The organism is Verrucomicrobium sp. BvORR034 (genome assembly GCF_000739635.1).
In the GTDB taxonomy this organism is placed as follows: Bacteria; Verrucomicrobiota; Verrucomicrobiia; order Verrucomicrobiales; family Verrucomicrobiaceae; genus Verrucomicrobium.
In genome coordinates this window covers 20124-35968 of the sequence record NZ_BATQ01000044.1, presented here as the reverse complement: position 1 = coordinate 35968, position 15845 = coordinate 20124, and the positions used below count along the sequence as shown (strand labels likewise).

8 protein-coding genes are annotated in these 15845 nt (G+C 60.5%); 5 read left to right on the top strand and 3 right to left on the bottom strand.

Annotated elements, in window-relative coordinates; all coding sequences use genetic code 11:
- Positions 1-523 precede the first annotated feature (523 nt).
- Positions 524-1756: an aspartate kinase gene (locus tag BV034_RS07470; protein WP_050025671.1), complete on the bottom strand. Its 1233-nt coding sequence runs from the start codon at positions 1754-1756 to the stop codon at positions 524-526.
- 245 nt (positions 1757-2001) lie between these two features.
- Here BV034_RS07470 and BV034_RS07465 point away from each other — a divergent pair, with 245 nt between their 5' ends.
- Positions 2002-2529, top strand: a complete 528-nt coding sequence (locus BV034_RS07465; protein ID WP_050025669.1) for a hypothetical protein — start codon at positions 2002-2004, stop codon at positions 2527-2529.
- 76 nt (positions 2530-2605) lie between these two features.
- On the opposite strand, the gene BV034_RS07460 is transcribed toward BV034_RS07465, so the two are convergent.
- A complete protein-coding gene (locus BV034_RS07460) occupies positions 2606-3175 on the bottom strand; it encodes a c-type cytochrome domain-containing protein (protein ID WP_050025667.1) in 570 nt (189 codons plus the stop codon).
- A gap of 217 nt (positions 3176-3392) precedes the next feature.
- Between BV034_RS07460 and BV034_RS07455 the strand changes: the two genes are divergently transcribed.
- From BV034_RS07455 to BV034_RS07440, 4 genes are read left to right on the top strand one after another with little or no spacing between them, the layout of a single operon-like run.
- Positions 3393-5162, top strand: coding sequence for a polyprenyl synthetase family protein (locus BV034_RS07455; protein ID WP_050025665.1), 1770 nt, complete (start codon positions 3393-3395; stop codon positions 5160-5162).
- 60 nt (positions 5163-5222) lie between these two features.
- Positions 5223-6632, top strand: coding sequence for a hypothetical protein (locus tag BV034_RS07450; protein WP_050025663.1), 1410 nt, complete (start codon positions 5223-5225; stop codon positions 6630-6632).
- A gap of 22 nt (positions 6633-6654) precedes the next feature.
- Entirely contained in the window at positions 6655-8022 is a 1368-nt protein-coding gene (locus BV034_RS07445; protein WP_265592746.1) for a hypothetical protein, read from the top strand.
- Complete coding sequence (locus BV034_RS07440; protein WP_265592745.1) at positions 8019-10643, top strand: CapA family protein; 2625 nt, start codon at positions 8019-8021, stop codon at positions 10641-10643. Before BV034_RS07445 ends, BV034_RS07440 begins: the two co-directional genes overlap by 4 nt.
- Positions 10644-11549: 906 nt before the next feature.
- Here the strand turns inward: BV034_RS07440 and BV034_RS07435 are convergent.
- Positions 11550-15836, bottom strand: a complete 4287-nt coding sequence (locus BV034_RS07435) for a PVC-type heme-binding CxxCH protein (RefSeq protein ID WP_050025659.1) — start codon at positions 15834-15836, stop codon at positions 11550-11552.
- Between the last annotated feature and the right edge of the window lie 9 nt (positions 15837-15845).

The following is a 15845-nucleotide window of genomic DNA, read 5'->3' as shown; positions in this document are numbered from 1 at the left end:
GGAGTACAGACTTCAGACTGCTCAGAGCGTCTAAGGCGTACTGAGGCAAGCTAAAGTTTGAACTACAAACAGAGCCCCGCCAAAGCAACTGCTGGCGCGTAGCCCTTCCTCGAAGAGGATTCGGCCACAAGCCCAACGTTGGCGAGCTTCCAGCGAGTCTACGTTGGGTGGGTAACGAAAGCGGAACTACTCCGAAGGAGTTGCGGCGGTCTGGCACCCGCGGCGTCACTTCCGCGAACCTTGCCCAACATCTCATGAACCCCGCCTCCGTTCCTCCTTTATCGGTGCCAGCCTGACACAGGACTCCCAAAAGCGGCGGTTCCCGCACGCACTCCCAAAGCGACTTCGTCGCCAGGTGCTGGAGGAGTTGGAGTTGTTCAGAACCGGATTCGGCTTTCGATATCTCAGGGCTCCTCGGCCAGGCGGGGACCGTCGGACCAACTCCGTAGGCACCATTCCAAAACGAAAAGGGCCGGACTTCTGCAAGTCCGGCCCTTCAAACAATTTGTTGTCGCCAACCCGATCAGGCCGTCGGTGCCGCGCCATCCAGGCCGAAGGCCTCGTGCACCACTTTGGCAGCTTTTTCGATCTCGCGCTCTTCAACGGTCACGGCCGTCTTGATTTCGCTGGTGGAAATCATCTGGATGTTGATGCTGGCGTTGGCCAGGGCACCGAACATCTTGCTGGCGACGCCACTGTGGCTGCGCATGCCGATGCCGACGATGCTCAGCTTGGCCACGCCCGTCTGGGAGCGCAGTTGCACCTTGTCCCCCAGCTCAGCCAGCACGACCTGCAGGGCGGCCTCAGCCTTGGGAAGATCCGCAGCGCTCAGCGTGAAGCTGATGTCGGTCTCGTTGTCCCAGCTCACGTTCTGCACGATCATGTCGATCACAACGCCCGCCTTGTGAATGGCACCGAAAATCTTGGCAGCCACACCCGGACGGTCCGGCACATCATCAATCGTGATCTTCGCCTGATTGCGCTCAAGGCTCACACCACGGACGACGACGGATTCCATGCCAGGTTCTTCTTCTTTCACAAGGGTGCCAGGGTTGTTGTTCATGCTGTTGCGCACCTCAAAGCGTACGCCAAATTTCTTTGCAAACTCGACGGAACGGCTCTGCATCACCTTGCTGCCGCTGCTGGCCATCTCCAGCATTTCGTCATAGCTGATCACATCGATCTTCTGTGCGGTGGGAACCACACGGGGATCGCAGGTGTAAACGCCGTCCACGTCCGTGTAGATCTGGCAGAGGTCGGCTTTCACCGCAGCGGCCATGGCGATCGCCGTAAGGTCTGAACCGCCGCGACCAAGGGTCGTGATGAGGCCGTCGCGGGTCTGCCCCTGGAAGCCAGCCAGAATGACGATGTTGCCCTCATCGAGCATCTCGTGCACCTCAGTGGGGGTGATGTTGGCGATGCGGGCCTTGGTGTGCACGCCATCGGTCTGGATACCCGCTTGGGCACCCGTCAGAGACACAGCCTTGCCGCCCTGCGCATTGATCGCCATGGCGGTGAGCGCAATGGTTTGCTGCTCACCGGTGGAGAGGAGCACATCCAGCTCGCGTTCAGTCGGGCTCTCCGAGACATCTCTAGCCAGTTTCAGCAGGCTGTCGGTGACGCCGGACATCGCGGACACTACCGCGATCACCTGATGCCCGGACTTCTGAGTCTCCAAGACACGACGTGCCACATTGCGAATGCGCTCGGGCGTGCCCACCGAGGTGCCACCATATTTCTGAACGATCAATGCCATGTGCTTAGCGTGCGTGCGGAACGTAAAATCCAGCGAAAAGAGCGCGGATTCTGGCACAGACGAAGCAGGGTGCAAGTGAAGCTTTACGCGGAAGACACCTCCAGCTCACCCCAGATTGCCTTTTGCCCAGTGAGGTCGGCCAGTGCCTCCCTATCCACCCGCAGCGCCATATTAGTTTACACAACTGAACTATTTTATTGTATTTATGGTAAACAGGGTTATTATTGCACCATCTCCCCACGGTTATGGTCTTCTCTCCTGCACTCCCCATCTCCGGCTTCCGCCGCGTCACTTCATGGTGGCCGATTGCCCTGCTCATGGTCTTTCTCCCCTCCGCGTTCCAGTCCACCTGGGCGCGGGAGTACCTGGAGTACAACGGACGGCTCGCCTTTGCACCCGCGTCCGTACCCCAGGCTGTCCACCATGCGGTGGCCGCTGCCAATGCCCTCCAGCGCAAACCGTATAGGTACGGGGGAGGTCACCGTGTGCTGCATGATCGCGGCTACGACTGCTCCGGCACGGTCTCCTACGTCCTCTACCACGCGGGATTGCTGCGTGGACCTATGGCCTCCAACCAGTTCAGAAGCTACGGTGCCCCGGGGCCAGGCCGCTACATCACCCTCTTTGTGAAGGATGGCCACGTCTTCATGTCCGTCTGCGGCCTCCGTCTGGACACCAGCGATTTTGGAGCGGGACGAGGTGACGGCCCCCGCTGGCGCCCCACGGCGCGCTCCTTTAAGGGGTATCAAATGCGGCATCCACCAGGCCTGTAGTCTCCGCCCTGCCGTCTCCCCGAAAACAAAAACGGCCCGCCAGATCATGGCGAGCCGCACAGTAAAAAGAACAGGCTTACTTCACCCCGGCCTTGGCCTGAGCCTGACTCTCCGGGGAAAGCTTGCTGAGCGGGTAGTTGTACACCTGCCCATTGGCCATGCGCAGCACGACATTCTCCCCGTCCAGCTTGAGCATGGCCGCCTGAATGATCCGGCCTTCGGTATTGGTCCAGTTTTGGATCGCCGCAGGCGCGGGCATGGCTGCCGCCGTCGAGGCTGCGGCAGGCTTTTTGTTGCCGTCCAGAGAGGCGCCCTCTTCAATCCACTGTTTGATTTTGGCGATGCTCGCCTCTGGAAGATTCTTCTTGGGAGGCATGTGAGCGTCGTCATCCAGCTCCACCACCAGCGTGGTGTAGAGGTGGCTCTCCTTCAGATTGCCGGGCTCAATGGTGCGACCGGGTCCGATGTCCTTGGCAAAACGCTCCAAGTTGTCGAAGACGAATCCCCCCTTCTCCTTGCCCGACTCCTCCGAGTGGCACTTGTAGCATTCGGCTTTCAAAATGGGCTGGATGTCACGCTTGAAATCCACCGCATGGACGGCAGCGGCGGGGATAGCGACGAGGGCGGCAGGCAGAAGGAATTTCATGGACGGAACAAGAACGAAGGTCTGATTGGCCCCCTTAGCAAAAAATGGGTAAAGTTGGACAATTCGAGACCGATACAGCCCATGCCTCATTTGCCTGCATTTGCCATGACTTTCTGCAAGACAACCTCATCTCAAAACGGTTAAGACAAGGCGGTGCTCCGGTTCGTAAACGTAACTGCCGCTTCATCTCTCCTTTTTTCCGCCTGACTCCCCCGCCATGTCCACGGTCGCCGTCCGCTCCGCCCAGCTCCCGCCCGCAGTACCCATCACGGTGCGGCGCTTTCGCCAGCCAAAGAAGAACATCCCGCAGACGAAGGTCGAGCGGGATCACATCCTGGGCACCATCCGCAAGTATCTCGAGACCGCCAAGCTGGTCCCGCCAGCTCCCTTGGATGAGATGCGCCACCACGCGGAGAAGATCGTGGCGGACAACAACTTCAACCCGATTTACCGCGACTACATCGGAGTGCTCCTGAGCAATGAGCTCTGGCGTGAAACGCTAGCCACCATCCCCTACGAGAAACGGCTGCTCCTCATGCCCAAGTGCCTGCGGGTGGAGAGTAAGTGCCCAGCCCCGTTTGATGAATTCGGCCTGCTCTGCAAGCAGTGCGGCCTCTGCACCATCCAGGACTTTCAGAACGAGGCAGAGAAACTCGGCTATGCCGTTCTGGTGGCAGAAGGTTCCGCCATCGTCATGAGCCTCATCCAGACCGGCAAGATCGAGGCCATCGTGGGCATCTCCTGCCTTCCCGTGCTGGAGCGCACCTTCCCCTACGTGGAAGCCGCCGCCATCCCAGCCGTGGCGGTACCCCTGCTCCAGGACGACTGCATCGACACCACCGTGGACATCGACTGGGTGTGGGACTACATCCACCTCACCAGCGAGGACAAGACCCGCCGCCTGAACCTCAACAAGCTGCACGAGGATGTGCGCGAGTGGTTCACCCGCGAGAACCTCGATGCCCTCCTCGGGAAGCCCCATGATCGGACCGAGGAAATCGCCCGCGAGTGGCTGGCCCGCGCCGGCAACCGCTGGCGCCCCTTCCTCACCGTCGCCTCCTACCAGGCGCTTCGTGAGGATCCGGAAGGCACCCTCAGTGATGACCTCAAGAAAGCAGCCATTGCCGTGGAATGCTTCCACAAAGCCTCTCTCGTCCACGATGATATCGAGGACAACGATGCCCAGCGCTACGGTGAAGCCACCCTGCATGCCGAGCACGGGATGCCGGTGGCCCTGAACGTGGGTGACCTCCTCATCGGCGAAGGCTACCGCCTGCTCGCCGACTCCAACGTGCGTGCGGACTTCCGCACGGAGATGCTCAAGATTGCAGCTGTAGGCCAGCGCGAACTCTGCCGTGGCCAGGGTGCCGAACTCCTCTGGAACAATCATCCCGTGGCGCTGAGCAGCACCCAGGTGCTGGAAATTTTCCGCAGCAAGACCGCTCCCGCCTTTGAAGTGGCCCTTAAGATCGGCGCCGCCCTCAGCGGCCGCCTGGATGAGGTGGAAGAAGCCCTTCACGAGTACAGCGAGGCCCTCGGCATCGCCTACCAGATTCACGACGACCTCGACGACCTGGGCGACGATTCCGCCACGGACAACACCGTGGCCATCCGCCCCAGCATCGTGCTGGCCCTCATCCGCGAGCGCGGCAAAGGGGAGATCAAAGACACCATGGAAAAGCTCTGGAACGGCGAGCTCAAGGAATCTCCCGACAAGGCGACGATCCGCGCCTGGGCTGAATCCAGCACCGCTCATGAAAAGGCGATGCTGCTGCTCGAGAGCTACAAGGAGCAGGCCGTGCGCAGCCTTCAGGCCGTGGACAACGCCAACCTCAAGGGCCTCCTGCGTCGTGTGATCGGCAAGATCTTCAACGATCTGGAGATCAAAGGCTGGTGCCGCGAGTTCGAGGTGAAGAACGCCACCGCTGAGGCCAAGGAGGCGGGTGCCATCCCTACCACGGTCGCCACCCCTGCTCCGGCAGTCTGACGTAGGGCTCAGGCACCTTTTCTCTTTGCCATATCAGCCGCTGCCCTTACGAGTAGTGCCATGCACACGCGTAAGTGGCTTCGTCTGGTACTGGGCGCGGGTCTTGTGGCCCTGCAATTTGCGGCTCCTGTCCTCGGCAATGGGGGCGGCTACGTCAAAGGACTGGCTTCCAGCGGGGCTTTCAAGCCGCTGAACATCGAGCAGGTCCAGATGCTGTCGGAGAAGCTCGACATCGATCTCCACATCGAGCACGCAGAGATTCGCATCGAGTACGTGCTGCACAATCCGGGTCCCAAAGTCACGGTGGAGGCAGGGTTTCCCTCAGCCGTCGCGGTGGATCCCTATGGCGAGGTCGATGCGGAACCCATGACGATGAAGCAGCTCGCGACCAAGCTGCCGCTCGAGGAGTTTGAATTGAAAGCCGACGGCAAGACGGTGAAGACCACCATCAAGTCCGACGACCTGAAGCTCGACTCGGTGGAATCCCTTCCTTCCGACGGCGAGGATGGCGGCATCAAGATCAAAGCCTGGCACATCTTCAAACTGGACTTCGCCCAAGGCCAGACCCGCAAGGTCACGGTGAAGTACCGCAATCCGTACTTCGGCAGCTATGTGTACGTGTCAGAAGACAGCCGGATCAGCCCTCTCACATTGACCTATCTTTTCTCCAGCGCTGGAGCCTGGAATGGCCCCATCAAACAAGGCAGCGTGACCGTGAAGGCCGTGACAGCCAATCCTGACCTGGTCCACTTCAGCCATCCGAAGCGATTCGAAAAGGACGGCAACACCTGGCGCTGGCTCTTCACGGACTTCGAGCCCACTCTGGAAGACGATCTCGTCATCACCACGCGGCCCTCATGCTTCGGGCAGACGGTTTACAACCAGAACGCCAACGGCGAGGTCGAAGACTACAGCCGCACCGAGTATGTGGGATGGGGTGCGGTCAAGAACTACGAGGGCAAGATGGGCGGCAAGTGGGAACTGCATCGCTACGACTACAAGGCCACCGCCTCCTCCACGCTCGCCCCCGGAAGCGGGCTCCGCTATGACCCACAGCTTCTTGCGGAAGACGACTCCGACAGCGGGAGCACCGCCTGGGTTGAAGGAGCCAAAGGGGACGGGATCGGTGAATCCGTGACACTCACCCTGGCGCAACCCGCCAAGCTCAGCCGCATCGGGATCGCCAATGGCTACACCAAGTCGGAGGACATCTACCTCAAGAACAATCGCGTGGCCCGGCTGGACGTAAGCCTCAACGGCGGAAAGAGCTTTTCTGTGGAAGTCCCTGACGAGCGTCTCACCTCCGAGCTCTTCTACATTGATCTGCCAGCCCCCACCGAGCCCGTAGTTTCCGTGAAGCTCACCATCGCCGCCGTGTACAAGGGGACGAAGTACAGCGACACGGCCCTCTCGGAAGTGGTGCTGGTGTCGCCGCTGGAGAAAGAGCCGAAGATCCGGGCGTCGCGATGAGCAGCCATCAGTCCAAGAAGTCATGTCGATATCAAGACCCCTCTGCAAACCATGGATGATGGTGCTGGTGCTCCTTTGCACCACCGTCTCCATGACAGCACTCGGCAACATCGGTGGATATTCGACAGGAGTGCACACCACTGGTGCGTTCAAGCCGATCGGCATTGACCAAGTAGAGATGGTCTCCGAAAGACTCGAGATAGATCTCCACATCGAATATGCCGAGATCCGGATTGAGTATGTCCTCCACAATCCAGGCCCTAAAGTGGCTGTCCAAGCTGGCTTTCCGTCGATTGTGAAAATGGGCCCGTTCGGACCTATCCCTAACGTCTCATCGACGTCGCTCATGAGTTTGGAGGGCTTTCAACTCCAGGCTGATGATGAACCGGTCAAAACCTCCATCGTCCCTGATGACCTTCAGATCAGTGCCGACGATCTCAAGGCCCGCAGAGCATTGGGCCCCTGCATCAAAGGCTGGCACATGTCGCAATTGGCATTCAAGAAGGGACAGACACGACGGCTCAGCATTCAATATCGCCAGCCTTATGCAGTGAGCGTGATCAGCGGCGGAGTTGGGTCCGCTCGAAGCGCCCCGACACTAGGCTATATTTTCTCCAGCGCGGCAGCATGGAGCGGCACCATCAGACACGGCACCGTCATCATTCGGGCCATCTCGGTTAGTCCTGACAAGGTGCAACTCAGCCATCCCGCGAGATTCAAGCGTGAAGACAACAAGTGGACTTGGTCGTTTACCGATCTTGAGCCCACTCTGGAAGACGACCTGACCATCGTCGCAGCCCCCGCCTACCATTCCCCTTCCATGGAGGGTTTGCCAGAGTCCGATCCCCGCTCACAGCTGCACTATGTGCGGTGGGACAAAGGCCAGCCTGACGGGCGGGATCGTTGGGAACTGCACTCCAACCACTATTCGGTCAAAGCCTCATCCACTCTGGCTTCAGAAGGGACACTCAACTATTTCGCTGAAAACCTCATCATGCCTGGGCGGCACACCAGTTGGGCTGAAGGTGTACCCGGCGCTGGCATCGGAGAAACACTAACGCTGACCCTCACCAAGCCATCCCATGTTTCACGGATCGGCATCGTGAATGGCTATGCTGAAGACCAGGAAAAGTATGATGCCAACAACCGGGTGAAAAGGCTTGAGGTGCGCGTGAATGATGGGAAACCATTCACCGTCACAGTGCCTGACGAGCGTCTGACCCTGGAAACTTACTACTTTGACCTGCCAGAACCCCATCGGGACGTCAAGACGATCACGCTGACCATTGCGGAGGTCTATAAGGGAACCAAGTTCGATGACACCTGTCTTGCCTATCTGGTGCTGGTCACACCCCTCTCTAAAGAACCCAAGCTTCCGCCTGTAAGGTGAGCCGCCCCGTTCCACTCCCCGTGCGCAGAAAGTCGCTCGCGATCTGTCTGTTCTGGAGCGCATTCACATTCCTCCATTCCGCAGCCCCGCCCCTCCCTGTCTGGATCGAGGAATCCCATGCAGGCAGCTTCTATTTCCTCGCCCAGACGCTTCCGTTGAATGAACCGCACACCCTGGTGCTGTTCGATGCCCACAGCGATGCCTCGGCCATCGCCAAGTCCGACCGGATCCGTGAGGCCATTCGCAAGGTGCCTTCTGTGGAAGACAGAGCCGCCCGGCTGCAACGCTGGCGGGAGCAGGGTGCCATCCAGTGCTTCAACTGGATCGAGCCGCTGATGCCCGCCCCGATTGCGGAGGTGATCTGGGTTTCGGCACGCAGGCTGCCCACGGAGGAATGCGCGAGGCTGGAACAAGATGCCCGCGAATATCTGGATGCCCATGAAGAAGGTCTGCCTCGCGATGCCGGCCCGCTGGCCCCCAAGTTCCGGGCCCTGGACTTCGAGCAATGGAAGACGGAATCCGCCGCATGGTCCGCCGAACGCTCCTTCGTCGCCAGCATCGACCTGGATTACTTCGCCGCCCTTCCAGATGACAAGCTCGTGCCTGAGGTTCACGAGGTCTTGGCATCCGTTCTCGACAAACGCGGCCTCAAGGCACTCTGCTGGGCTCTCTCCACCCCCTGGCTCAAATCACCCGAGCAGGCGGACAAGCTGCTGCATGCAGCTCTGGACGAAAGCTGGCGCATCTCCAATGCCGATGTGCGATGGGAGCCTTTCGCCATTACTGGTCCGGATCGCTCGATGATGGCGAGACTCCGTGAGCGAAAGGGAGAGCAGATCCCTTCCTTCGACGTCAGCAAGGCCTCACTGGCGCTCCGCACGAAGGCTCTGCAACGGTGGCAAACCAATCACACCGAGTACGACCGGTCACGGATGGAAGGGATGCTGAGCGATTGGAGGGCTGACTCGTTTCTGCCTGACATTTCCATGAACGACCGGCCCCGCGAGCCGGACGGCAGCTACCGGCTTGAGGCAGGCAAACCAGCGGTTGTCACCATGAACCCGGTCCCCACCGGTGCGCGGGTGCGCTGGTGGGCACTGCAGGCAGAGAAATCCGTGTACCGCGTCACCGAGGTGGACTTTGGTTTTGCCAGCAAGGCCCCTCGCTGGATTCAGCAACAGCCCAGATTGATCGCTGAGGGCTCGGTCATGGGAGCGTTGGATGTCGCCGCCTTGAGGCCCTTCCTGGATCCGCACCATCACTGCGGCACCCTTCCCATCTACGCGGAGGTCATCCGCGATGGAGAATCGCGATTCAGCAACCTTCTGACTTTGCGCGTGAAAGCGGCCGGCACCACCGGCCTCCGAGCGGCCTGGAGCGAGCAGTTCGCCCTGCCTTACATCTTTGGCTCCACCTGGATACAAGATGGCCAGCTCTCAGGGCCCGAGACTGGCTGGGGAGCAGACTGCGCCAACTTCCTGATCGCAGGCTTTCGCGCTCAAGGCTGGCGTCTGCCCTGGGGCAGTCCGAGAGACCTTCGGCAATTCCTTGAACCCTGGCAGGGCTTCTTGGAGGCTGACAAGGGCTGCGTGATTGACTTCGGCGCCCATGCCGCGGCTCTGTGGCAGGATCTCCCGCCGCTTGGCGAGCTCACCGACGCCGACCTGGTGGTCCATCAACTGGAAGGCATCGCCGCCGTGGTTTCGCTGGGCGAATTGAAGCAGGGACGCCCTGTTCCGAAGATCCTGCAGTTGCGCCGTCCCCAAAAGACCCTCACGACCGTCTTCGGAGGAGACGTGATGATGGGCCGCAGAGTGGCAGCCCCCCTTCATCTAGGAAACAATCCCCTGGCCTCCCTGAACGCCACGCTGAGCGCTGCCGACCTCGCCGTGGTGAATCTTGAGTGCGCCTTGCTGCCCCAGGGCGCCACTTCTGATGCCAAAGCCCCGCTCTCTGCGCCTGCCCATGCTGCCAGGTTGCTCAAGGAGCTTGGCGTGGATGCTGTGACCCTGGCCAACAATCACTCCATGGACCGCGGCGCAGCTGGGCTCCAGACAACAGTTTCCCTTCTGGATGAAACCGGGCTGAAGCACTGCGGCGCGGGAGCATCGAGCGAAGCCTCCCTGCAACCGCTCATCCTGGAAGCCCAAGGACGGAAGATGGCTCTCTTCTCCGTGTATGATGATGAGGCCGCGCCTCTGCGCACTGAAGGACCGATGATCGCCACGACAGCCGCTTCCGACGCCATCGTAAGAGCCGTCGCGGCAGCACGCACCAAGGCGGACCTGATTGTCATGATGCCCCACTGGGGTCGGGAACACACTCAAACACCCACCGCTGAGCAGCGAGCCCTCACAGTAACCTGGCTGGATGCAGGGGCGCATCTGATTGTCGGCACAGGCCCACATGTGGTTCAGCCTTTGGAGCATCTGTGGGGCGGAAGCGTGGCATGGTCACTGGGCAATCTGGTGTTCGATGGCCCCGGCCCCACGCGTGAGTGGAGTCGCGGGGCCCTGTTGGAAGTGACGTGGGATGCCGAGACGTTGCGGATGATCCGGGCGAAGTTGCGGTCCGTTCAGATTGCGGATGATGGGACGGCGACGTTTGTGGATAAAGAGTGACGGGTGCAGAGGATGGTGATCAATCGCTAGTAGGCATCCGCCCAGCTTGCCAGCCCCCTTTCAGCTTGCCTACGCCCTCATTGGCTCCTTGATCCCCCTTCTGCCCAGACACTCCAAACACCGGCCGTAGTTGACGACGTGAGGAGGCACTTATTTCCACGTGTGCCATGCGTCCCTCGCTCAGCACGACCACTCACCCAACGCTCCCTCCCTCACCGCGAGGCAACGCCACAGACGCGTCAGTTAGTGCCTGCCAAGGAACCTGGGGTGGTGAAACGTGGTCTGGCCGTTTCTCAAAATGGCCTTTGCCTGGGAAGCTCGGGGAGCGCACGCATCCCTGCGTGCTGTTCGCGGCATCTTGCCGCGAATGTCAGGCAGTGCATGACATCGCATCCGCCTGACGTGGAGGCATTGATGGCAGAGGGGAGAAAGCGGTTGCTGTCGGCCTCCCCACCTGATCATCGTCTGCGGAGGTACCCAACGTTGACTCGCTTAGGGCTCGTCCAACGTTGGGCTGTGTTAGAGATCCCCGCTGGGGATCGACTTCGAACTGAGAAGGGCACCTCCAGGTGGTTCCTTGGCGGCCACCCCAAAACGCGCGCTATTGGTTCGTTCTCCTCACGTCGACAACTACATGGCCGCTGGGCGACCGACCACCAATCACCAGAGGGTGTCCGCCCCGGCCTCAGCCCTCGTCAGCTTGCCTACGGACGCATAGGCTCCTTGATGCCCCTTCTGCCCAGACACTCCCAACACCGACCGTAGCTGACGACGTAAGGAGGCACTTATTTCCACGCATGCCATGCGTCCCCCGCTCAGCACGACCACTCACCCAACGCCCCCTCCTCACCGCAAGGCCGACGCCCCGGAGACCGCCACAACTCCTTCGGAGTGGCATCCCGCCCCCTACGGCTTGCTCGTCAGAAACTTCAACAACTCAATCGCCTTGCGCTCGGGCAGCGCCTCCAGCAACCCTGGCGGCATCAGGGACTGCGCCATCTTGTCGTGCTTGGCGATGTCCTGCTTCGCCACCACGACAGCTTCCGTCACAGTCCGCAACGTCAGGGCCGAAGCCGACTCCTGCTCCACGACGCCTGAAATGACCGCGCCGTCTTTCTTGGTAACCAGATGCAACTGGAAGTTCTCTCCCACCACAGCATTGGGGTCCACGATGTTCTCCAGGAAATAATCCACCCCGTTGCGCCAGGAACCGCCGAGATCTGGCCCCAGTTTGCCACCTGCCCCATTGAACGCGTGACACACAGCACACAACTGGGTGTAGGTCTCCTTGCCCGCCCCGGCGTTGTAGGCCCAGAGAGGCGCGGCGGCATAGGCCTTCTTCAAGCGCTCCATGGACGATTTTGCCGCCTCTGAGGACTCATTCACCTTGCCCCAGGATTGATCGAGCAACTGGTCCACCGAGGCATCCCGCAGGTTGCGCATCTGACGTACTTGCAAGGCAGTGAGATACTCGCGCTTGAACTGACCCGCCTTGACCGCCTGAAGCAGGGGCACCGCCAGTTGCACCCGGCTCGTCAGCACGCCAAGCGCCGCGCTGCGGTCAACGGCATCGAATTTTTCGAAGCGATCCAGCAAGGCCCGGGATACAGTAGGATCCGCGGAACGAGAAAGCAGCGGGATGGCCAGGGAGCGAAAAGTCTCCGCATCCAACAAGCCCGCGAAGATGGGCGTCGCCAGGGGATCGTTGCTACGCTTCAACACGTCGAACGCCATCTTGCGCTGCGGCGGCGATTGCGTGGCATCTGCCAGGATGTCCCTCATCTTGGCGAGAACGGTCTTGTCACCGAAGAGTGCGGACAGTTGATCCGTGGCCCCGCTTGCGGGCACCCCTTTCTTTTGCAAGTCGGGCCATCCCTTGGGCATCGTCACCGATGCTTCATCTTTCAGCGCAAAGGCAAGGATACGGAGGTTCTTTGAGACAACCTCATCAGGCTGTGCCTGCATCCACGCAACCAGTGCCTCGCGACCAGATGGCGATCGCGCCGCCGACCACCGAATTGAGTCAGCCAGGCTGGTCAGCGGCGTTGTCGCAGCCAGGGAAAGCGCCCGCTCCCAATCCTGCCCAACTACCGATGCCAGTCCGAACCAGATCATCTTCGGCAGAAACCGATCCTGCTGGTCCTCTCCATGCGCCGCGAGAGCCTGCCCCAAACTCCAGATCTGGGCAGCGCCCAACTTCGGCAAGGCTGAAGCGATGGCCAACCGCACGGTGGCGGAAGCATCTCCTTGCGCCAGCTTCAACAGTTGCTCCTCACTCAACCGAGGGGCACCGGCTGACTCCGTTGCCAACTGCACCGCCCAAGCTCTGACCACATCGCTGGGATGCCGGGTCAGGGTTTGAAGAAGTTCGTCGCCGAGTGCACCGATGACGTGCAGCGTCCAGACTGCCCGCAGTACCTGCGGCACGGAAGGCGACGCCACCTGGGCACGCAGGGCGTTCAGGGCCTCTGGCTGAATTGGGCGCTTCACAGCCCGGGATTGGAGCAATCCCCTCGCCGTGCGCGAGTACCAGTCGTTCTTATGCAAGTGTCTTTTGGCAAGCTCCAAGTCTGTCTCGTTCCCCAGATCGACCTTCACCGGTTGGTAGGTCTTTTCCCAAGCCATGCGGTACATCCGCCCATTGCTCCGATCCCACTTTTCCTCGGCGGGATTGTGGCACTCCTGGGTGTCACTCCAGTCAATCATGTACACCGCCCCATCAGGACCCGTCTGCAGGTCCACGCCCATGTAGGTGGGATCGGGAGCGAAGACCATGTCGAACCCGCCGTGTCGGGTTTCATACCCCGAACCCTCCCGCTCGTTCACCTGATGATTCATCTGGTGGCCGTGCAGATTGTGGGTGAAAAGATGATTGCGATAGCTGTCCGGCCAGTTGTCCCCCAGATAGATCATCGTGCCCACATGGCTGTGTCCGCCGTAGATGGCCGTGCTGCCCGGCTTGCCCGCTCCTCCTTCCCCGCTGTCATACTTTGCGGAAGCCGGCAGGTAGTTCTTCAGATCCGGAGCGATGTCGAGTCCGGCATTGGAGATGAATGACGCATACCCGGAGTTCGCCTGGTTCCAGAAATGTCCGTTGCGGATGACATGCGTGGTGCCGCCCCCACCCCAGAAGCTGCGGCAGTGCGTCATGAAGAGGTGGCCGTTCTCATTGAAATCCAGTCCCCATTGGTTGCTGCCACCATGGGCGAATACCTCGAACTCGTGTCTCTGCGGATGAAAGCGCCAGACTCCGGCCCGAAGCTCCATACGCTGAGCTTCAGGCGTGCCGGGCTTCCCAACCAGAGAACGGGTAAACACCCCCTGATTGCCATAGAGCCAGCCGTCCGGCCCCCAGGTGAAGCTGTTGAGCGTCTCATGCGTGTCCTGATAGCCCCAACCATCCAGCAACACTTGAGGTTTTCCCGGACGGTCCGCTGCATCCCGCGGAATGAAAATCAACTCCGGGGCCGCCCCCACCCAGATCCCGTCTGGACTCACCTCCAGACCACTCACGAGATTCAGCCCCTCCACAAACACCGTGCGTTTCCTAAAACTCCCCTTCCCGGCCTCATCCTCCAGGATGACAATGCGGTCTTTTCCCTGTCCCTCCGGTTGCCGGGCGGGGTAACTGTAGGCCTCCACCACCCAGAGCCTGCCCCGCTCATCCCAGGCAAAAGCAATGGGCTGACGCACTTCCGGCTCTGAAGCGACCAGATCCACCTTAAACCCTGGCGTCACCATCATGCCTGCCACCAGTGTCTTTGCGCTGGCGGAGCCATACGCCTCGTCTGAGGTCTTGGGATTGGGAACCAGATGCCGCAGCACTGGGCTTTCCTTCTGCCGTGCCGCAAGCCCACCCTGGCCTCCCTTTTGGGTCGGAGGTTGAATCACGACAGGTTCTTTGTCGTGAAAGACAAAGTCATCGAAGTTCAAGTGACACCAACCTTCCGTTCCCTCATCCACGAGCCGGATGAAGATCTCCTGTCCTGCCAGACGACGGAGGTCGAGCACCTCCCGGCGCATATTCTCCAACGCCTGTCCGCTGGCTTGGTGGAAGATCTTGCCGGTCGCCGTCTCTACCACGTCCACCCGCACCTTATTGACCGCGCGTCCCGCACCGATCAGGAAGCTGGCCCACGGCTGAGTGACCTTGAAGGAGGCAGAAGTGAGTGTCCCTATGCCTTTGTCGCCAACCTTCTCATAACCGCCCATCCAGTACTGGCCAGCATGGTTGCTCTCCCCGCGACCCCTGAGCTTCACGGCATCGCCTTTCACGGGCTGCCCCTCCCAGGCCGAACCGACCGGGGTCCAGTCTTGCAAGGTGCCCGTCTCGAATCCCAAGTTGAGAGCCCGGCCGTCCGAAGCCACCACCGGAATGACCTTGGTTCCTGGAGCCAACAGCGCATTCACTGCCGCACCCGAGGATGGCGGCGGCTGGGGTTTCGGCGCGACAGGCTTCAACTTGGCCCGCTGTCCCGGTACACCGCCGAGCTTTTCCCAGGTGATGACATTGGGAGAGGCAGGAAGCTCCTCGATAAAGACCTCCTTCGCCTGCACCACGGCGTTGCCACCGCTGTGGAGTTGAATGGCGATGATCCCCTCCCCGGCGATATCCGGATCCTGCTCGACGTAGTCCACGCCCTGCACACCGTTGATCCACGTCTGGATCCGGGGCCCGTCGGCCTTGATGACGTAGTCATTCCAATCCCACAACTTCACCGCCGACCGCATCGTGCCCATGTCCGCCTTGACCAGCAACCGGTTGCGGCGCCCCTCGTCATAGATGCCGCCGTACCACTCCGGCTCACCATAGTCGCACTGGTAGCCACAAACCTCGTGGCCATCAGGATTGCGGCGAGTGCGGATTTGCACCCCGGAGTTGATGAATCCCGTCTTGGGATCGCCCGTGAGTTTGATTTTCAGATGCAGGACGAAGTTGCCGTAGGATTGCTTCGTCGCCAGAAATTCGTTGTAGGGCACCTTACTGACACCGTCACCTCCCGTGAGAGAACCGTCCTTCACCGCCCATCGAACGGGGGCCAGCGCCTCCCAACCTTCGAGGGATTGGCCGTCAAAAAAGGGCCGGGCTTTTTCGGAACGCAGCGGCACGGGCTCCGCAGCGGAGGCCATGACGGCAGACCAAAACACCGGGCCAAAGATCAAGAGCAAGCGGGCAGACCAGTTCCGTTTCATATGTCAGAG